Origin of the sequence: Legionella wadsworthii DSM 21896 = ATCC 33877 (genome assembly GCF_000701265.1) — a bacterium.
In the GTDB taxonomy this organism is placed as follows: domain Bacteria; phylum Pseudomonadota; class Gammaproteobacteria; order Legionellales; family Legionellaceae; genus Legionella; species Legionella wadsworthii.
On sequence record NZ_KL370759.1, the window covers coordinates 1,010,674 to 1,030,589 of the forward strand.

Sequence of the window (19,916 nt, forward strand, 5' to 3'; positions counted from 1 at the left end):
TACAACTAAATTAAAAATGATTTGTCATAAATAATCATTTTATTAATTATCAAACGACTAAGCCTGCTCATGTGAATCGTATGAGTCAAATCACGATTCAACCTATTCGCGTGATAAAATCTAGCCTATTCATTATTCTGCGTCTGGTGCTCTTGCTTTGTTTTGGAAATAAAATGTAATTTTTGCCATCTTTGAGATCGACTTGTTTTGTCTTTAACTTCTCCAGCTAATTGTCCGCATGCTGCATCAATGTCATCACCTCGTGTTTTTCGTGTTATGGTATTGATGCCGTGGGCTATTAATTTATCTCGAAATGCATCTATTGCTTCCTGAGAAGAGCGCTCATATTGTGTCATTGGAAAAGGATTGAAAGGTATTAAATTGACCTTAGAAGGCACATTTCGTAATAACTTTATCAATTGATTTGCATGTTCTGGTTGGTCATTAACTCCCTTGAGCATCACATACTCAAAAGTTACCTTTCTTCGGGGCTCATCTTTGAAATAAGTTTTGCATAAAGCCATTAATTGCGCCAAAGGATATTTCTTATTGATAGGGACAAGTTCATTTCTTAATTCGTCATTGGGGGCATGCAATGAAACCGCCAAAGCAACCGGGCTTACTTGTCTTAAGCGTTCCAAATCAGGTAAAACCCCTGAAGTACTTAACGTGACACGTCGTTTTGATAATCCATAAGCGAAGTCATCCATCATAATACTCATTGCTGATACAACATTATCAAAATTTAGTAAGGGTTCCCCCATGCCCATCATCACTACATTGGTAACTTTTTTATCATGCACCCCTTGTAGTTGTGATAATTCACGAACAGCAAGCCATACCTGACCTATAATTTCTGCAGTAGTCAAATTTCGGTTAAATCCCTGCTTCGCTGTAGAACAAAAAGAACAATTTAAAGCACATCCAACTTGGGAAGAAACGCATAAAGTGCCGCGATTACTTTCTGGAATAAATACTGTTTCGATGCAATTGCCACAATTCAATTTCAAAAGCCATTTATGGGTCCCATCATTAGATTTTTGACATGCGACAATTTCGGGCAATTGAACAAACGAAAGTTGTGTCAATTTTTCTCTGAACGCCTTACTCAAATTAGTCATTTTTGTGAAATCAGTTAAACCTGCTTGATGGATCCATTGGATTATCTGCTGAGCTCGATAGGGTTTCTCACCCCAGCTATCGAGAAGATCTCTCATTTGTTGATAATTGTAATCAAGCAAATTGACTTTATGTAACGTCATTTTTACTCCAGACTTTAATGACTAACCAAGAAAGAAAACATAGGCAGGACTGGGAGTGCAACGAAAACCTGGATATTGATTCTATTCTTGTCTCGTTGCACCAATCAGTGAAAAACTAGAAACTACTTAGCCTAAATACATATCTTATCTTTCACAAATCTCGTGTGGTTCAAAGAAAAATGCGATCTCTCGAGCTGCATTCTCAAGACTATCGGAACCATGGACTGCATTGGCATCAATGCTGTCAGCAAAATCTGCGCGTATTGTCCCAGGAGCAGCTTCTTTAGGGTTTGTTGCACCCATAATCTCTCTATTTTTACTCACCGCATTGTCGCCTTGTAACGCCTGAACCATTACAGGACCCGAAATCATAAAATCGACTAAATCTTTAAAAAAAGGACGTGCTCTATGAATATCATAAAAATTTTCTGCTTGTTCCCGTGAAAGTTGCATCATTTTAGCAGCAACAATTTTAAGGCCTGCATTTTCAAAACGAGTATATATTTGACCTATAACAGATTTAGCCACTGCGTCAGGTTTAATAATTGACAATGTTGTTTCTTTTGCCATCATTGGACTCCATAGGGGGTTAGTTAAAGTGCAATATTATACACGAAATGCCAAATATATGGCTAATCTAATTTCATCTTTATTTAGAGAAACATCCTAGGCTAATAGATCTAGGATCCTTTTAGTTGGAATTACATCATTAAAGGATCACAAGGCTCCAATACTTTTGTCAAAATGCAATGGCTCTCTATTAATGGCATCTTGTTCTGGATCAATCTTGTACTCAGGTAATGATTTCATGAGTTCCACAACGCGAAGAATGGTTTCAAAGAATAGATTTCGATAAGAGTTTGCCGATCGGCTTATTTCTTCTGCTTGCGAAACAAAATCATTTATTTGATCATCTAAGTCCATGTCAATCATCAGAATTTCATCTATATCCATTAACATTTTTTCTTTTAAATCTTCTGTTAATGAGGATTTAAGAACATCATTCATTTTTTCGATAAAAACAGACTTATTTTGTTGTACTTCTATCATATTACAATGAATTAATGCATGATTGATTGCTTGGCGAATTTTACTTTTTTTCGCATCAAAACCCGAACTCTTGAATGATTTTCTTAAAGCAGTAATTGTTTTTTCCATCTCTTTATTAAATATGGCAGTTATTTTTATTAAAATAGACTGACTGGTCGCAATGATATAATCATGACCACCTTGAATCTTATGGAATTCATCCCCCACAGTAACCAATTTCTGTCGTTCATTTTCTATCAACTCTCGTGTTGCAGCTCCTTGTGCCTCTTCTCCTTTAGAATTCTCACCTGACAGAAGGTAATCAATAAACAATTTTTGTACATAAACATGATAATCATTGGCTTGTTGTAAAATGATACCGTTCAATACACTTTTTAGTGGAACTCGAATCAAACGATGATAAAAACTAGTGGTGCTTTTTATCGCTTCGATTAATTCTCCTTGCGCAAGAATAATTTTGTAGGTGCCTAATATACGTTCTGCGGTTATTATGCCGTAAGTAGAAAACCATTGGCCTAATTCAATATTTGTATCTTCCCCGTTCATTTTTCATCCAATTCAAATTTTACAAACTATATGATATAAGACAGATTATTTGATAAGTATAGTGTATTTTGCAGATGTTAAAACGATTCGATACTGAGTTACAATTATTAAATGATTTTTTACAAGTTAAAACGCCTCAGGCATGGCTTGATTTTGCTGCCAATCATATTCCTATATTGTTAATTGATCATGCCCACTGTGAACGCAAAGCAGCAGCAACTGCCATTAATTTTATTAGCAAATATCCAGAAAAGAAAGAATTGGTTGAAGTCATGTCTCCACTTGCCCGAGAGGAGTTACTTCATTTTGAAAAAGTCATTCAATGGCTTGCCAAAAAAGAGATTCAATTTTGTCCCCTACAACCATCTGGTTATGCCACTCATTTGCATAAATTAGTGACGAGCAGAGATGTTCTCCAACGTTTATGCGATCAGCTCATCATTGGTGCTATCATTGAAGCGCGTTCCTGTGAACGCTTTTATAACATTATACCCTATCTAAATGATGCAGATTTAGCTAAGTTCTATGGCACTTTGCTAAAATCAGAAGCTCGTCATTTTGAAGATTATTTACGGCTAGCAAAATTATATGGTGGAGATATTGACCAACGCCTTAAAATTTTCTTATCTCTGGAAAATGAGTTTATTTTGGCAGAGGACACGGTATTTCGCTTTCATAGCGGAATACCGTGCGTAATTAAGAGTTAACCTGGGGCCCTTCTTGGACTCTCATAAGTTAGATCTGCACGTGCATCGAGGAAGTCTTGCAAACTGTGATCCCTTTTTAGATCATTAAATGCTTGTTTCGTTAAAGGTGAGCTATCGACAGTGCTAATATACTCTCCGGGCTTATTAGGAACAGGCTTATATCCGTTTTCTAGTAACCATAGATCAACCAGTTTGTTAAATGCATCATTCACTATTGGTCCGCTTTCTTTACCAAAAGCAGTACCATCTGCCCGTGTTACAGGGGGAATGACAACGCCCTTACCTTCTTCAAAGTGAACATTTTGTTGTAGCTTTGGTATATTAACCTCACCTTGGCCTTTAATGGCATGAAAGAGCTTCTCCTTCAGAGGGATATACATGCCCTGTTTTATTACTTCATTGAGGTGAGCACGATCCATACCTTCCACCAGTACCTGTTCTGTTGAAACATTAATGGCTTCATTCAGCTCTGTTAATAAGGTCAGTAACTGCATCATATTTGAACGCCAGTCATTATAAGCTTCCTGACCTGAGTGGATGACTTTATCCGCATGCTGTTTCACATTATCCCATAATGTTTGTACATTTCCTTCTTTGTCTCGCGAATGTATATGCTTATCACGTTGATGTTGTAACCAATCTTGATAACTCAGGCGAGATTTGCGGTTTGCTTCTAATATATCCTCTTGAATTTCCTTCTGGCGAAGTTCTTCATTCGATTTTTTGATTCCTTCTGCGGAGCGTTTATTGGCTTCTTCTACATCTTTTTCAAATTCATCTTTATTAATTGTCATATCTTACCTCTCCACAAAATTCTAGATGGACAAAATAGAGCCCTTTTGTATGATCATAACACAACGCCTGGGGTTTGTCATCCCAGTCGCTCAATACATAACGTGCCAATTTTTGCGAGTTATTTTTATAGAAAGTAGTACCAGGTTTGTGTGTGTGTCCATGGATTAAATGAACGACTTTATGATGTAGCATATGCTTTAATACCTCCTCAGCAACTACATCCATTTCTTCTATTGATTTAGTCTGATTCATTTGACTACGATAGCGTACTTGACTAACTATTCGTTCGCGAAATTTCAGGGGTAAACTTAAAAACAAGCTAGAAAATATTCTGTTTCGAGTGAACCGTCTAAAACGTTGATGAGCTAAATCTTTAGTGCAATATCTATCTCCATGCACCAACAGAATTTTATCCTGGCCAAGCTCTATGACAGTCGGTTCTTTTAAAAAAGTCCATCCAGCCAATCGTGCAAATTTTTTTCCTACTAGGAAATCCCGATTTCCATGCATGTAAAATAAATTAATTCCCTGCTTTTTTAATGAAAATAATTGATTCGCGATACCCTTACTCCAGTTATCAAGGGCATCATCCCCGATCCAGGCATGAAAAAAATCACCCAGAATATAAACATTTTTGACAGAAACTCGCGCCCACTCCAAAAATCGGTCGAAACGTTCTTGAATTGCACGGTCTTCAGGGTGTAAATGAAGATCAGAAATAAAAACAGCTTCTATCATAAAGGCTCAATTTGAATATGATCATCCAATAAATAAATTTGACAAGGTCCATGACAATGCTCGATCGCATCACTTAACCGATAAAATCCAGCAATGGATATTAATTCTGCCTCCAGAGATTGGCAAAAAATTCTTGCTTCTTTATCGCCGGACATTCCCGCCAATGCTCTACCCCTTAAGGCGCCATATACATGAATACATCCGTCCGCCAACAATTCCGCCCCATGACTCACTGAGGATGCCACCACGAGATCAGCCCCTTTTGCTACAACTTGTTGGCCTGAACGAACAGGGGTAGTAATTAATTTGGTCGTCGATTTGGCGGGCTCAGAATGATTTTCAATGGGACGTTCGATAATGGGTTTATTTTGGGTTGAGGAAGAATGCAAAACAGCCACTCCTTGAGCTTGTGCCAAAGTATTATGGATGACACTTCCACCCTGAATGGCAACAGGAATCATGCCATGATCACGTGCAATTTGAAGCAAAGCCTGCAAATCAAATTCCAAGTTTTGCACTGACGACAAATCGAAAACTATTGGCGTATGCTCAAATAGTTTAGGTGCTTTGGCAATAGTATCATCGAGTTGTTGCGAAAAAGCTTCAAGATTTGTATTTAATACATTTAAAACTGTAAATGTATAAAGACGCCCCTTTAACTTAAATGCTTGAGTTTGTGTTGTATTTTCACCCATGAGTATGATATCCATAACCTATATTTTTGTTTATACTAACATGTGAAAACCAATAACAGAAGGATATTAAGGTGGATAAACGGTGGTTTGAACAATATCAGAAAGGAGTTCCGCATGAAATTGACCCTAGTCAATATTCTTCCCTTATAGAGTTGTTTAAAGAATCCTGCTCTCGTCATACCGAAAAATTTTCATATAGTAATTTAGGGAGCAGCATTACTTTTGGTGAATTGGATGAGTTAAGCAGAAATTTTGCTGCTTATCTTCAACAGCTGAATATGAATAAAGGAACACGGATAGCCATCATGCTTCCTAATGTTCTTCAATACCCCGTGGCTTTATTTGGGATCCTACGCGCCGGATTTGTTGTAGTGAACACCAATCCGCTCTATACAACCGACGAAATTATCCACCAGATGAATGATTCGGGCGCTGAGGCAATTATTGTACTTGCCAATTTTGCAAAAACAGTAGAAAAAGCTTTAGCTTCTATCCCCACATTAAAGCACGTCATAGTCACTGAAATTGGGGATTTATTTCCGGCACCTAAAAGAATCATTATTAATTTCATATTGAAATATATCAAAAGAATGGTACCTGCTTTCAATATTCCTCATGCAGTCTCGTTTAATTATACTTTACTCGAAGGAAAACAATCTTCCTTGCATCATGTCACCTTGGATCACGATGACATTGCATTTCTACAATACACTGGGGGCACCACAGGAGTAGCTAAAGGTGCCATTTTAACTCATGGCAACATGATTTCTAACGTGCTTCAAGCTGAGGCTTGGATTAAACCTATAGGTATTGATGGTGATGAAACGATCATTACAGCCATCCCTCTTTATCATATCTTTTCTCTTACTGCGAATTGTTTGACCTTTTTGAAATTAGGCGCAACAAACTTACTGATTACTAACCCTAGAGATATGCCGCATTTCGTCAAAGAAATTAAGAATGTACGTTTTTCAGCAATAACCGGGGTGAATACCTTATTTAATGGATTGTTGAATAATCCTAAGTTCAAGGATGTGGACTTCAGTAATTTAAAAATTTCCCTTGCGGGGGGTATGGCCCTGCAAAAAAGTGTGGCACTAAAATGGCGGGAAGTTACTGAAACGCCTGTTTTAGAAGCATATGGGTTAACTGAAACCAGTCCCGCTGCAATAATGAACCCAATGAACTTAACGGAATATAATGGAAGTGTTGGAGTACCTATCCCTTCTACCGATGTCATTATACTGGATGATGAAGAACATGAAGTGCCCATAGGAACAAGTGGGGAAATATGTATCAAAGGGCCGCAAGTTACTCCAGGATACTGGAAACGACCTGATGAAACGGCTTTGGTATTCACTAAGACAGGTTATTTAAAAACTGGTGACATTGGTAAAATGGATGAAGAAGGTTTCATTTATTTAGTGGATCGTAAAAAAGACATGCTGTTGGTTTCTGGATTCAATGTATATCCAAATGAAGTGGAGCAAGTTATTGCGATGCATCCTGGTGTCCTTGAAGTAGGCGTTGTTGGTGTTGCCGATGCTGAATCCGGTGAACGCGTTAAAGCATGCATTGTAAAAAAGGATCCTGATTTAACTGAAGAGCAAATAATTGCTTATTGTAGAGAGCATTTAACTGCTTATAAAGTTCCAAAAGTAGTCGAGTTTTATAAAGAGCTTCCCAAAACAAATGTGGGAAAAATTCTTAGACGAGCACTTAAAGACTCAAGCTCAGCATCCCCTAGTCTCCCCGAGAAAAAACCAGCCGTTGCAATTTAAAAGAAAAGCCTGGGTAAATCATCGCAATCAGCCCAGGCTCTGTTCTACCACCTTTATTTTGCTAGCTGTCTCATAATACGAGCTGTTGCACCCCAAACCCAATCTTGATGGGCTATGAATTCACAAGTCATGTAATATCGTCCATTACGTTCAATTTTAAAATTTTTATAGTTTTTAAGATCCTTGACTAAGGCCATAGGAATTGAGATTAAACGGGCAACTTCCTGGTAATTGATTTGATAAGGGATAATTGTCTCTATACTTGCAAACCATGGATGGATAATTTTTCCTAAAAGTGTGTGTTCAGAATCCATTTCCTTGATTAAGGTAATACGATCAGCACTAATGCCCAATTCTTCATTTAATTCTCTAAGCGCAGTAGCATAATAACTCTCATCTCCTTTTTCCCAAGCGCCTCCTGGAAAACAGATTTCTCCCGGATGTGCCCGTAAATTATCACTTCGTTGCGTCAAAATTAATGAATCGGATATTTGTTCATACAAAACAACCACAGCTGATGGTTGTATTTTATTTATCTTCAATTCATTTAAATCCATCTATTATTGCTGCTATTTTAATATAACATTCACGATATTCATCTTCTTTATCTGAGTCAATAACTATCCCTCCACCAGCAGCTAAATGCAGAATTTTTTCTTTTGCTGTCACTGTACGGATGGCAATATTCGTATCAAAACGTCCATGTCGCGAAAAATAACCTATGGATCCACAATAAACACCACGTGCATAGCATTCTTGTTCATGAATAATCCGCATGGACTCTATTTTTGGCGCCCCTGTTATGGATCCACCAGGAAAACAGGATAGAAATGCTTCGAATGGAGAAATATTTGGCAAACACATGGCTTCAACGGTACTGACTAAATGATGTACCGAATTATAACTTTGCACTTCGCATAATTTGTCAACGAGTACAGAACCTGATTGCGCAATTTTACCGAGATCATTCCTTAGTAAATCCACTATCATGACATTTTCAGCGCGATTTTTTTCGCAAGCTAACAGTTGATTTTTCAATACATTATCTTCCATGTCATTACTTGAACGCCTCATCGTTCCTTTAATGGGAGAGGTGATTAATTTCCCTTGTTCATGCAAAAGAAAACGCTCGGGTGAGAAACTCAAAATATCTGCATAAGATGTTTTTAAGTAAGCAGCAAAAGGAACAGGATTTCGCAAGCAAATTTGCTTATAAAAAGCCCAAGTATCCCCCTCATAAGACGCATGAAAAGGCTGAGTCAGATTCACTTGGTAACTCCTGCCTTCCTTTAAAAAGTGGTGAATGGACGTGAATGCCTCATCGTAAAGATCTTTTCTCATTAAGGATATAAAGTCACTGGTAATGATTGCATCACAGGACTGTTCTGAAGTCATGTGCCATAGTTCTAGTACTTCATCTATAATTTGGAGTGTTGCTGTGTTGGTATTTGCAGCGAATAAAGTTACTGTATTTTGATAGTGGTCAACAATGAGCGCCCAATCATACAGACCAAAATCCAATAAAGGTATATCATTTAAATCAGGTTGCGGACATGAATCTATACCTACTAACCGAGCACCCAGATCATAAGAAACATACCCTATGGCTCCACCTTGAAAAGGAAGATTAGTTACTGGAGGTTTCGGGGATAAAATTTTGTTTATTTTCTTTAATTCGAGTGGTAAATCGCTATTTTGATCTATTTGGAGAACATCATAAGGATAGGCACTTAGGATGTCATACCTTCCATAAGTTCGATCCGTGCTTTCTAAAAGTACAAAACCCGGTAAATGTTTCAGCTTTTGATAATATGAATGCAGTGAAGCAGGATACTCCAATGAATGGGATACAAATTGGCTCAAAATAACCCTCTTTAGCTAATATAAAGAATTTAAACTCGATCTCATCAACACAATTTATTTAAATAAAATCGTACTATAAACTGTAATTTCTTAAGTAATGGGAATTCCTATTAATTCTCTGGTTTTTGAATTAATTTGTGAGTATGCTATGCAAACGCTTTATTGACAAGGAGCCTTTTATGTCAACTGTTGCTCAATTTGATATTACATATACTCAGTTTTTAAATGAGCATGGAAAATTGATAGGCCAGCTACCTACTTTTGCTCAAGATCACTCAGCGCTCAAAGAACTTTATAAAATTATGGTTCTTACTCGAACCTTTGATAAAAAAGCGATTGCTTTGCAAAGAACAGGTAAAATGGGTACCTATGCACCTATTCATGGTCAAGAAGCAATTTCAACAGCCATAGGTCACGCCATGCATCCTGAAGATGTACTTATTCCTTATTACCGCGATTATGCTGCCCAAATCCAGCGCGGTGTAAAAATGTCTGAAATTTTGGCCTACTGGGGAGGAGATGAACGAGGTAGTCAGTTCTCCTGTAAATCAGAGGATTTGCCTATATGTGTTCCTATCGCATCACAATGTTTGCATGCCACAGGTGTTGCCTTTGCATTCCAATATCGAAGTCAAGCTCGAGTTGCAGTAGTGTGTATTGGGGAGGGAGGCACTTCAGAAGGTGATTTTTATGAAGCGATGAATGTTGCAGGAACATGGAAATTACCGGTTGTTTTTGTAGTAAATAATAATCAATGGGCTATATCTGTTCCCCGAGATCAACAGACTGGAACCCAAACTATAGCACAGAAAGCCATTGCGGCTGGTTTTAGTGGCATGCAAATTGATGGAAACGATATTTTGGCTGCAAGACAAATTATTGGTGATGCAATTGAAAAAGCACGCCTTGGTGAGGGACCTACTTTAATTGAAGCCTTATCTTACCGATTATCTGATCATACCACCGCAGATGATGCAACTCGATATCAACCGAGTGAAGAAGTTGAAAAAGCCAAACCCAAAGAACCTATTTCCCGTTTTAAAGAATTTTTAATCGACCAAAATATATGGAATGCTCAGGATGAAGAACAATTGGTTATCCAATGTTCTGCCGAAGTAGAGAAAGCAGTTAATGAATATCTAAGTATGGATGTTCAGCCCATCAGTAGCATTTTTGATTATCATTATGCGGAATTACCCGAGTATTTAGTGGAACAGCGTGCAATGGCGATGGAGGAAGCAACTCATGCCTGACATTACTTTAATTGAGGCGGTAACTCAGGCCTTGGCTTACGAGTTAGCTCAAGATGAAAATGTGGTGGTTTTTGGAGAAGATGTCGGAAAAAACGGAGGTGTATTTCGTGCCACGGTTGGATTACAAGAACGATTTGGGGAGAAAAGAGTTTTTGATACTCCTTTGGCAGAATCCATGATTGCCGGTTTGGCTATTGGTATGTCAATTCAAGGCTTGAAACCTGTCGCTGAATTCCAATTTATGGGTTTCATTTATCCCGCCTTGAATCAAATTATATCCCATGCCGCACGTATGCGTAACAGGACACGGGGACGTCTACATTGTCCACTTGTTTTTCGTGCTCCTTTTGGTGGAGGCATCAGGGCTCCAGAGCATCATTCGGAAAGTACGGAAGCATTATTTGCTCATATCCCTGGTTTACAGGTGGTAATTCCTTCATCTCCCCGACGTGCTTACGGGCTACTTTTGGCGGCAATGCGTAATCCGGATCCCGTGATTTTTCTTGAGCCGAAACGAATTTATCGTTTGGTCAAGCAACCTGTTGAAGATAATGGTGAAGCTTTGCCTATTGGTAAATGTTTTACTTTACAGCAAGGTGATGATGTTACACTAGTAAGCTGGGGCGCCAGTATTCACGAAACCCAACAAGCAGCCAAACAATTAAGCGATGATGGAATCTCGTGCGAAGTCATCGATATTGCATCGATTAAACCCTTAGATATTGAAACTATTCTCGCTTCTGTAGAAAAAACTGGACGTTGTGTTATCGTTCATGAGGGTGCAAAAACTTGTGGTGTTGGAGCAGAAATATCGGCACAGATTATGGAAAATTCCATGGCTGATTTAATAGCACCCGTTCAGCGGGTAACCGGTTATGATACTGTGATGCCTTATTTCCAATTGGAAAAACAATATATACCTAGTGTTACACGTATCAAAAATAGCGTTATGAGCATAATGGAGTAATAATGAATATTTTCAATCTACCTGACTTAGGTGAAGGCTTACCCGATGCCGAAATACATGAATGGTTCGTAAAAGAAGGCGATACAGTTATCGCCGATCAGCCTTTAGTCTCTATGGAAACAGCAAAAGCTGTGGTTGATGTTCCCTGTCCCCAATCCGGTATAATTAGTAAATTATACGGTAAGCCTGGGGATGTAATTAAAACCGGTGAACCCTTAGTTGCTTTTAAATCAATGAGTGGTAAAACAGAAGATAAGGGTACTGTAGTAGGTAATTTAGAAGAGAGCAGTGAAGTCTCTGAAGATAATTTTACCGTGGGCATTCAAGATACAAAAAAAGGTCGAATTAGAGCGACACCAGCTGTGAAAATTCTTGCAAAAAAATTAGGTGTTGATTTATCTACTCTTAAAGGAACTGGTGAATTTGGGGTAATTACCCGCGACGACGTTCAGGCTCAAGCGGTTAAAAATTCAGAAATCCCAGCAGGTTTCGAGCCTCTGCGAGGTGTGAGAAGAGCAATGCTTAATAGCATGGTTCAGTCCCACATAGAAGTAGTTCCAGTCAGCATTTTTGATGAAGCGGATATTAGTGCATGGAAAACAGGTTCTGATATTACAGTACGCCTCATTCGAGCTATTATCTATGCTGCAAAAAAAGAACCTGCATTAAACGCTTGGTTTGACACAAAACATAGTGCAAGACAATGTTTTGAGCAAGTTCATCTCGGCTTGGCTATGGATAATGAAGAAGGATTATTCGTACCAGTGATCCATGATGCAGGAAAACATTCAGATAATGATCTGCGACAAATGATTAATGATTTTAAAAAATCCGTAAGTAATCGAGAAATTACTGCAGACAAACTCAAAGGAGCTACAATAACCCTTTCTAATTTTGGAAAATTTGCAGGCCGCTTTGCCAGTCCAATCATTGTACCACCTATGGTAGCAATCTTAGCTGTTGGAAAACTTTATCAAGGAGCAGTTGTTGGTGCAGATGGAAAGATAGAAGCACACAATATGATACCTTTGTCTTTAAGTTTTGATCATAGAGCCGTTACCGGAGGAGAGGCAACTCGCTTTTTAGGCGCAGTAATGGAGTCTTTGCAGAAGGAATAACGATAATCCTCTCCATTATCGGAGAGGATTCAGAGATCATTGCTGCATATTTTGATCACTATTTTGCTGCATTTTATCTTGCATTTTTTCTTGCAACTTACCTTTCATTTTTTCAGCGAGCTTTGTTTTACATTGTTCTAATTGATCAGGGCTAAAATTAGTGTTGGGCAGTTGTTTTTTTCCCATAGCTACAGGTAAGACACAATCTTTAACTAAACCCTTTCCTTTATTTTCTCCGCCTTTGAAATAACCATTTTGCATGCAAGACATCGCAATAGCCTTGCAAGGTCCTCCCATTGTCCAGCCATATAAGGAAACACTCATGCAGACGCTAGCCAAACCAATTTTTAAAGGTAATCTATTCATGTGAAAATTCCTTTTGTTATTTGTGAATCCCAAATATTAATCAATAGCCTCTAAAATATAGCACAGTATTTTAGATTTAAACTTATTGCCATTCAACACCCTTTCCGGCTGCGCAAAATGGAAGATGGATTAGTGATCATCCATTATCATTTAAAAACGTGAGTAGCATTAAGACAATGAAACATAATTAAAGGATTATTTACGAACTAATTCTAAAATCTTGTGTACGTCTTTTTCACTTTGTAAATTATCGAAATCTCCCCTTAAAATTTTTAGGGAATATTTTTCTGTATCAATTTCCTTCTGAGTGCGTACTTTTAATGCTCTTAAAATTGGTATGGGGGGACACCAGCCTTGAATCGCATGGAATGCTAGAAAAGGCAGAACGATACCGGGAAGAAAGAGCCAAAAAATATTGAGAAAAGCTCCTAATAACACACCAATAAAAGCCAAGATAGAAGCATTTAACTCTAATATTCTTTCGATATTATATTCTTTCTCAATTTTATTAATCCTTGAGTTAATTTCATTGGAATCAGTAGTCGAAAAATACTGGAGTTCTGAAATTATTTGATAATCTATCGCTTGATTTGCAGAGGATGTTGAATTTTCTCTTACGTGATCATGTTCCATGGCAAGTATCCTTGGTCTGTTTTCCTTTTAAACCTATTAGCATCTTAACCCATTTAAATCAAATGAATGTAGCTCATATGTTGTATCATTCGTATTGTTTATAATGCGATAACCTATATAAAAATTAAATTTCTAATTAATAAGATAGGCAATAGAAATCTTCTATTATTTAAAGTCTTGTAATTTATTTCATTATAAATTTAAAAATAGTGATTTTAAAAAAAATATGATCACAAGCTATGATCTTGAAATTTTATTGATCAATGCGGCTAATCGACATCCTGCATAGGTAACCTGCTTTTGGGCTAATAATTGCGCATCCTCTTGATATTTTGCAGCAGGTGTTTCATTAGGAGTAGTTTGATATACCTTTTTAACAGCCAATTTATGAGACATATTTGCCCATTTAGAGGGTTTGAGTTGCGCGTTAATTAGGGAACAAGGTAGCTTTTTTTCAAGTTCTTGTGCCATTTTTTTTATTTTATTCTCATCATATCGTCCTAAAAATAAACCAGCACCATTATCCCAATACTGATGTAAATTTTTGCCGACTGAATTGTCTCCTAGAAAAAATAAATTACCTCCAAGATCCCCTTTAGGATATAGTGCACTCACCTTGGTTGCCGCATGTAAGGGCTGATGAATATCACCAGTAATATGGATTAACATACGCAAAGCAAGTTTTTTATCAGTGGGACTTGTTTTCTTTGAGGAAAGTACAGCCATTGCCTTTTTTATTGTATTGACTGCATTAGTCGCTTCAACAGGAGGTAAATGAGTTCCATCAGCAGAAAAAGGGGTATCGATATAGTGCATCACATCATACCAATACACCTCTCTCCAGCGGATGTCATCCATCCAGGTTGCAGCACTTACAAAACTTGAATTGGGAGTTTTATTAGTTCTCGTACGAAGATATTTGAAACACACGTCTTTTGATTTTTGAGACAAATTATTATATGCAATCTGTGCAACCACCTTGTGTCCTGCGGCGTTCCAAGCATGACTATGAAATGCCAGCAGAAAAAAAACAAATGCAAAAATAATTCGTATCATCATTATCCTAAATAGGGAGACCATGCAGGTTCTTGTACATCACCTTCACGTGCAGGAAGTCTCATTCTTATTCTACCATCTAAAGAAACAATCCCGAGAACACCTTTATCGCCATTATGTGTCGCATAAAGAATTAAGCGGCCATTTGGCGCTACAGAGGGTGACTCGTCGCGTCCTGAAGAAGTAAGACTAACAACGGGGCCGCCACTTGCACTTTGTAGGCCAATGTTAAATTGCTTATCATCCCGATGTAACATCACAATATTTTTCATATCTGGAGTATAAGAAGCGCGAGCGTTGTAATTGCCTTCAAAAGTTATACGGCTTACTTGACCATTACCCAAAGACAAACGATATATTTGTGGCGAGCCACCTCTTCCTGAAGTAAACAACAAGCTTTTACCATCTGGAGCATAACGAGGTTCTGTATCAATCGCATCTCCAAAGGTCAATTGCTTCATATTGCCATTGGTCACGTTCACACTATAAATTTTGGGTGTACCACTTTTGGACAAAACGACAGCCAATTCCCTGCCATCTGGAGACCAAGCAGGTGCTCCATTAATTCCTGGGAAACTGGTTATTAAACGTCTCTGGCCTGTTTCAACTGAGACAGTAAATATTTGTGCTCGTTTTTTCTCAAAAGAAACATAAGAAATGCTTCTGCCATCAGGTGCCCATGCTGGAGACATAATTGGTTCGGATGAAACCAGCAAGCTTTGTGGGTTGAAACCATCGGCATCAGCCACTTCTAAAGTATATCGAGTACTGTTTATTGTCCTTTGGACTGAAATATAGGCAATTCGAGTAGAGAATATACCCTTTTCACCTGTTAATTTTTGGTAAACTTCATCGCTAATATGATGTGCTAAAGGTCGAACCTGGTTGGAGCCTACTTGGTAGGTTTTTGTCAATAAGGTAGTCCCATTCGCTACGGCATCAGTTAAAGTAAAGCTCACTTCATAATGGTTACCAGCACGGTTTACCCGGCCAGTAACAACACTGTCTGCGCCAAGCTGTTTCAATGTATTAACTGAAGATTGAGAATTTGGACCTTGAGGACCAGAGACGATGCGAAATTGTCCTGAAAAATTTAAATCGTGCTCTATAATTTGTCCAATTTCTTGAGCAGTAGAGTCGGAGCCAAAAGAATTAATTGCAATAGGTAATGCAGAATTTATTCCTTGGGTTAGCTCTAAATCCAATGCAAAAATTTGTTGTGTCACCATAAATAAAAAAAATGTAATAATTCGATGAATCATGAGTTTACCCTCTGACTTGTTCTGGACGAACGGTTAAACTTATATCGCGAAACAGATTGAATGTTTCTGCATCTTTAGGTACAGGTAGCGGAGATGCTTTATAAATAGCTGTTTGTGCTGAACGATCAAGCAACGGATCACCGCTGCTTCGGGTTAGTGAAACTTCCAAAACCATTCCATCGGGAGCTAGACGTATTCTGAATTGGCTTGATAAACTGCTGTCTATATTTTCAGGTAATATCCAGTTCCTTCCAATAGCATTGACGATCAAGGCTTTATATTTATCAACCTCACCCGCAATTCGAGCTTGTCTCTCCGCATTTTGTGCAGCTTGTGCCTGCTTTGCAGCAGCATCAGCCTCGGCCTGTTTTTTTCGTTCTGCTTCTGCTGCTTTTGCAATTTCAGCTTTTTCTTTATCAGCTTTTACCTTTTCTGCCAATTTTTTCTTATTTAAATCAGCAAGTTTTTTAGCTTCCAGCTGTTGCTGCTTCACTAGCTCTTCTTTTTGTTTTTTTAAATCCTCAATCCTTTTTGCTTCTAAAGCTTTTTGTTCTGCGAGCTTTTTTAAACGTTTTTTTTCTTCTTCGGCTTGTTTTTTATGTGCAATAGCAATTCGGTTTGCCTCTTCCTTGAGACGAGCCAATTGTTGTTGTTCTTTTATCCGTTGCTGTTTTGCCGCTTCAGCTTGTCTTTTTAGCTCATTTTGGCGACTTATTTCTGCACGTTTTTGCTGCTCGCGTTCCTGCTTTAAACGTTTGACAGTTTCCATTACTTGCTTGTTATCCACACTGACTGCCTTGACGACTTCTTGTTGTGCAGATACTGCAACAGGTTGATCTATTCCAGGAGCATTTTTAGTTTCCGGTGTTAAAACGGGTCGTTGGCTTGAATTATCCGTTAAAAGCATCACAATTAAAAAAAGATGCAAGCCTAGTGCAGCAAAAAAAGCTTTACGATATGTAGGATTATTTATCATGCCTGTCCCTCTGATTTTTCTTGTTCTGAATCAGTCAACAATCCCACTTGCTCCGCTCCTGCTTCCTTCAGTAATGCCATTGCTTGAACCACTTTTCCGTAAGCAACACCCTGATCACCCTTTACTAAAACATTAAGTTTTTGGCCTGATTGCTTTGCTAATTCTAACTCTGCGGCAACACGAACGACTAAAGCCTGAGACTCTATAGGATCCGCCGGTGTACTGCTAATATTCAAAAAATAAGTACCTTGCTGATTCACCGACACAATGATAGGCTCTCTATCTGTAGGTGCCAACGTTTGACTTGCAGCTTTAGGTAAATCTACAGTCACACCTTGGCTTAGCATAGGTGCGGTGATCATAAAAATTACAAGTAAAACCAACATCACATCTATGTAAGGTACTACATTTATTTCGGAAATCGGACGTTCCCGCTTTTTTTTGGCTCGGATCATTTCAAATTCTACCCTCTTACAGTGTCACTGTTTTGTTGTTCTATAAGCGATATTAGTTCTTCCTGAAATAAATCGAATCGATTCAATAAATCATTGGCACGAGTTGTATAACGGTTGTATGCAATTACCGCAGGTATTGCTGTAAATAAACCTAAAGCGGTAGCGACTAAAGCCTCAGATATTCCAGGAGCCACCATGGCAATGGTGGCTTGTTGTGCATGTCCTAAGGCCTGAAAGGAAGTCATGATACCCCAAACAGTACCAAATAATCCTACGTAGGGTGCGATGGAGCCTACAGAAGCAAAGAAAGGTAAATGCTGCTCCAGTTTTTCAGCTTCTCTGGCATGGGTAATTTGCATCACGCGTTGTATTGGCTCTATAGTTACTTTCCCCTGTTTTCTGCTTCGAACAAACTCTTTAAAACCTGCATGAAAAATAGCTGCCATTCCTTGGCGTTCTTCAGAGTTATTGTCAATATCACTGTACAGCCTGCTTAAATCACCGCTATCCCAAAACCTTTGATTAAAAGCATCTGTAAGTTGCTTTTTTTTATTAAAAAACCAGGCTCTTTGAAAGATTAATGTCCACGAAACAATGGAGGCAGCAGTGAGTAATATCATGACTGATTTAACCACCAAACCTGCTTGCATAAAGTACATTAATACATTTGCTTGATTACCCATCTATATTCTCTCCAGTACCCCAGTTTTATTATGAATTTATATCTCATTGTAATCATTACCGAATGAGATTACATTATATTTCTTTAATCCATTGTGGAAACCGCTTCGGCTTCATGTTGCTGTCCACACATACCACTTTAATTTTGGCTTCACAAAGTAACTTTTCCTGCTGATTTTGCATCGTTTGATAAAATAAAAAACTGCAAGCACCCGATGCCTGGACCATAGAGCGGATCGTAAGCAAATCATCCAGTCGTGCTGGTGCTTGATATCTTATGTTCACATCATAAATTGCAAAAAGTGTATTTTGTTTTAGTAAATTAGAAAGTATTAAATTATTATCCCGCAGCATTTCTGTTCGGGCTCGTTCAAAAAAACTCAGATAATTCGCATGGTAAACAATACCCATATAATCTACATCTTCAGCGTATACCCTAGAGGAATGTTGATGCATGGTTTTATCATCCAATTATTAATTCTGCTCTACTTCAATAAAACCAAAATGCTGATAAGCTTTTGGTGTGGCTATTCTACCTCTTGGCGTGCGCATAAGGAATCCTTGTTGTATTAAAAATGGCTCTAAAACGTCTTCAATTGTGCCTTTTTCTTCACCAATTGCAGCGGCTATACTATCAACACCTACTGGGCCACCATTAAATTGTTCTATTACAGCCAATAATAATTTTCTATCCATGACATCAAAACCGTTTTTATCTACATCCAGCATAACTAAAGCCTTTTGAGCCATTTCCTCATTAATAACACCATTCCCCTTCACCTCAGCATAATCTCTGACCCGCCGCAATAATCGATTTGCAATCCGGGGTGTTCCTCTCGATCTTAACGCTATTTCTCTAGCCCCTTCAGGAAGCGTTTTTACATTAAGCAGCTGGGCGGACCGTACAATAATTTGTGTTAGAGAATCTACTGAATAATATTCAAGCCGTTGGACAATACCAAAACGATCTCTGAGCGGAGAGGTCAATAGACCTGCGCGTGTTGTTGCTCCAATTAAAGTGAAGGGCGGTAATTCCAATTTTATAGAACGTGCAGCGGGTCCTTCACCTATCATAATGTCCAATTTATAGTCTTCCATAGCAGGATAAAGTATTTCTTCTATTACAGGGCTTAGCCTATGAATTTCATCAATAAATAAGACATCATTTGCCTGAAGATTCGTGAGTATGGCCGCAATATCTCCAGCCCGTTCAATCACTGGGCCTGAGGTTTGACGCAAATTAACACCCATTTCATGAGCAATAATATTAGCTAAAGTCGTTTTACCCAACCCGGGAGGGCCAAAGATTAAGACATGATCCAGGGCATCTTTTCTTTTTTTTGCAGCATCAATGAAAATCTGCATTTGCGAACTAACAGCATCCTGTCCTATATATTCTCTTAGACTAAGAGGTCTAATTGCGCGATCAATTGCCTCTTCTGAGGTGATACTTTGTGTACTGATTAAGCGGTCACTTTCCAGCATAAAGTTCTTTTAGCAGTTCGGTAGAATGGGAGTATTTTATCATATGTTTTTTGAATCGCAGCTTATTTGTTGAATTTAAAAAAAGAAAATCTAAATTGTTGTGCAATGAAATCTAAGAGTATTTAGAACCATGGGATATCCTATAACACAGGTGTACCCCTCTCGTTCTATTTGATTTATATCTCACACAATTTATATATTAGGATGCTCACAAGAGTCACAAACTG

The 19,916-nt window shown here is 38.2% G+C and carries 22 protein-coding genes; 5 read left to right on the forward strand and 17 right to left on the reverse strand.

What is annotated here, in order from left to right:
• Window positions 1-125: 125 nt before the first annotated feature.
• The 3 genes from rlmN to BU07_RS0110665 form a co-directional block, all read right to left on the reverse strand.
• The gene (rlmN, locus tag BU07_RS0110655; RefSeq protein WP_031565874.1) at window positions 126-1,262 is read right to left on the reverse strand and encodes a dual-specificity RNA methyltransferase RlmN; all 1,137 of its coding nucleotides are present in this window, start codon (window positions 1,260-1,262) and stop codon (window positions 126-128) included.
• Window positions 1,263-1,406: 144 nt separating this feature from the next.
• Window positions 1,407-1,832 (reverse strand): nucleoside-diphosphate kinase, encoded by a 426-nt coding sequence (gene ndk, locus BU07_RS0110660; RefSeq protein WP_031565876.1) that lies wholly within the window; start codon window positions 1,830-1,832, stop codon window positions 1,407-1,409.
• Between the two features lie 147 nt (window positions 1,833-1,979).
• On the reverse strand, window positions 1,980-2,858 hold the full coding sequence (locus BU07_RS0110665; protein ID WP_031565878.1) for a hypothetical protein: 879 nt from the start codon (window positions 2,856-2,858) through the stop codon (window positions 1,980-1,982).
• A 74-nt stretch (window positions 2,859-2,932) separates the two neighbouring features.
• Between BU07_RS0110665 and BU07_RS0110670 the strand changes: the two genes are divergently transcribed.
• Window positions 2,933-3,565: a MiaE family protein gene (locus BU07_RS0110670; RefSeq protein WP_031565880.1), complete on the forward strand. Its 633-nt coding sequence runs from the start codon at window positions 2,933-2,935 to the stop codon at window positions 3,563-3,565.
• Here BU07_RS0110670 and BU07_RS0110675 read toward each other — a convergent pair.
• Genes BU07_RS0110675 through minC form a run of 3 tightly spaced genes read right to left on the reverse strand, consistent with a single transcriptional unit; the run spans window position 3,562 to window position 5,793 of the window.
• On the reverse strand, window positions 3,562-4,359 hold the full coding sequence (locus BU07_RS0110675; protein WP_031565882.1) for a hypothetical protein: 798 nt from the start codon (window positions 4,357-4,359) through the stop codon (window positions 3,562-3,564). The genes BU07_RS0110670 and BU07_RS0110675 overlap by 4 nt on opposite strands.
• Entirely contained in the window at window positions 4,349-5,098 is a 750-nt protein-coding gene (locus tag BU07_RS0110680; protein WP_031565884.1) for a UDP-2,3-diacylglucosamine diphosphatase, read from the reverse strand. Before BU07_RS0110680 ends, BU07_RS0110675 begins: the two co-directional genes overlap by 11 nt.
• Window positions 5,095-5,793 carry a septum site-determining protein MinC gene (minC, locus tag BU07_RS0110685; RefSeq protein ID WP_031565886.1) on the reverse strand — a complete coding sequence of 233 codons (699 nt, stop codon included), beginning with the start codon at window positions 5,791-5,793 and terminating at the stop codon, window positions 5,095-5,097. Before minC ends, BU07_RS0110680 begins: the two co-directional genes overlap by 4 nt.
• A 71-nt stretch (window positions 5,794-5,864) precedes the next feature.
• Here minC and BU07_RS0110690 point away from each other — a divergent pair, with 71 nt between their 5' ends.
• A complete protein-coding gene (locus BU07_RS0110690; protein ID WP_031565888.1) occupies window positions 5,865-7,574 on the forward strand; it encodes an AMP-binding protein in 1,710 nt (569 codons plus the stop codon).
• 53 nt (window positions 7,575-7,627) lie between these two features.
• Here BU07_RS0110690 and BU07_RS0110695 read toward each other — a convergent pair whose 3' ends face one another.
• Window positions 7,628-8,131, reverse strand: coding sequence for an NUDIX hydrolase (locus tag BU07_RS0110695; protein ID WP_031565891.1), 504 nt, complete (start codon window positions 8,129-8,131; stop codon window positions 7,628-7,630).
• The gene (gene pabB / locus BU07_RS0110700; protein WP_031565893.1) at window positions 8,118-9,437 is read right to left on the reverse strand and encodes an aminodeoxychorismate synthase component I; all 1,320 of its coding nucleotides are present in this window, start codon (window positions 9,435-9,437) and stop codon (window positions 8,118-8,120) included. Before pabB ends, BU07_RS0110695 begins: the two co-directional genes overlap by 14 nt.
• A 179-nt stretch (window positions 9,438-9,616) precedes the next feature.
• Between pabB and pdhA the strand changes: the two genes are divergently transcribed.
• The 3 genes from pdhA to BU07_RS0110715 are packed head-to-tail and all read left to right on the forward strand — an operon-like array spanning window position 9,617 to window position 12,775.
• Window positions 9,617-10,690: a pyruvate dehydrogenase (acetyl-transferring) E1 component subunit alpha gene (gene pdhA, locus BU07_RS0110705; RefSeq protein WP_031565895.1), complete on the forward strand. Its 1,074-nt coding sequence runs from the start codon at window positions 9,617-9,619 to the stop codon at window positions 10,688-10,690.
• On the forward strand, window positions 10,683-11,657 hold the full coding sequence (locus BU07_RS0110710) for an alpha-ketoacid dehydrogenase subunit beta (RefSeq protein ID WP_031565897.1): 975 nt from the start codon (window positions 10,683-10,685) through the stop codon (window positions 11,655-11,657). Before pdhA ends, BU07_RS0110710 begins: the two co-directional genes overlap by 8 nt.
• A 2-nt stretch (window positions 11,658-11,659) precedes the next feature.
• A complete protein-coding gene (locus BU07_RS0110715) occupies window positions 11,660-12,775 on the forward strand; it encodes a dihydrolipoamide acetyltransferase family protein (RefSeq protein WP_031565899.1) in 1,116 nt (371 codons plus the stop codon).
• Between the two features lie 36 nt (window positions 12,776-12,811).
• Here BU07_RS0110715 and BU07_RS0110720 read toward each other — a convergent pair whose 3' ends face one another.
• From BU07_RS0110720 to ruvB, 9 genes are all read right to left on the reverse strand, one after another.
• Entirely contained in the window at window positions 12,812-13,141 is a 330-nt protein-coding gene (locus tag BU07_RS0110720) for a hypothetical protein (RefSeq protein WP_051635539.1), read from the reverse strand.
• 195 nt (window positions 13,142-13,336) lie between these two features.
• The gene (locus BU07_RS0110725; RefSeq protein ID WP_031565903.1) at window positions 13,337-13,774 is read right to left on the reverse strand and encodes a hypothetical protein; all 438 of its coding nucleotides are present in this window, start codon (window positions 13,772-13,774) and stop codon (window positions 13,337-13,339) included.
• A gap of 237 nt (window positions 13,775-14,011) precedes the next feature.
• Complete coding sequence (locus tag BU07_RS0110730; RefSeq protein WP_031565905.1) at window positions 14,012-14,830, reverse strand: S1/P1 nuclease; 819 nt, start codon at window positions 14,828-14,830, stop codon at window positions 14,012-14,014.
• Window positions 14,831-14,832: 2 nt separating this feature from the next.
• Window positions 14,833-16,092, reverse strand: a complete 1,260-nt coding sequence (tolB, locus tag BU07_RS0110735; RefSeq protein ID WP_031565906.1) for a Tol-Pal system beta propeller repeat protein TolB — start codon at window positions 16,090-16,092, stop codon at window positions 14,833-14,835.
• Window positions 16,093-16,096: 4 nt separating this feature from the next.
• Entirely contained in the window at window positions 16,097-17,068 is a 972-nt protein-coding gene (gene tolA, locus BU07_RS0110740) for a cell envelope integrity protein TolA (protein WP_031565908.1), read from the reverse strand.
• Complete coding sequence (gene tolR / locus BU07_RS0110745; RefSeq protein WP_031565910.1) at window positions 17,065-17,523, reverse strand: protein TolR; 459 nt, start codon at window positions 17,521-17,523, stop codon at window positions 17,065-17,067. Before tolR ends, tolA begins: the two co-directional genes overlap by 4 nt.
• A gap of 8 nt (window positions 17,524-17,531) precedes the next feature.
• Window positions 17,532-18,206 (reverse strand): protein TolQ, encoded by a 675-nt coding sequence (gene tolQ / locus BU07_RS0110750; protein WP_031565912.1) that lies wholly within the window; start codon window positions 18,204-18,206, stop codon window positions 17,532-17,534.
• Between the two features lie 73 nt (window positions 18,207-18,279).
• Window positions 18,280-18,660: a YbgC/FadM family acyl-CoA thioesterase gene (locus BU07_RS0110755; RefSeq protein WP_423202577.1), complete on the reverse strand. Its 381-nt coding sequence runs from the start codon at window positions 18,658-18,660 to the stop codon at window positions 18,280-18,282.
• An 18-nt stretch (window positions 18,661-18,678) separates the two neighbouring features.
• The gene (ruvB, locus tag BU07_RS0110760) at window positions 18,679-19,689 is read right to left on the reverse strand and encodes a Holliday junction branch migration DNA helicase RuvB (RefSeq protein ID WP_031565916.1); all 1,011 of its coding nucleotides are present in this window, start codon (window positions 19,687-19,689) and stop codon (window positions 18,679-18,681) included.
• Window positions 19,690-19,916: the final 227 nt, after the last annotated feature.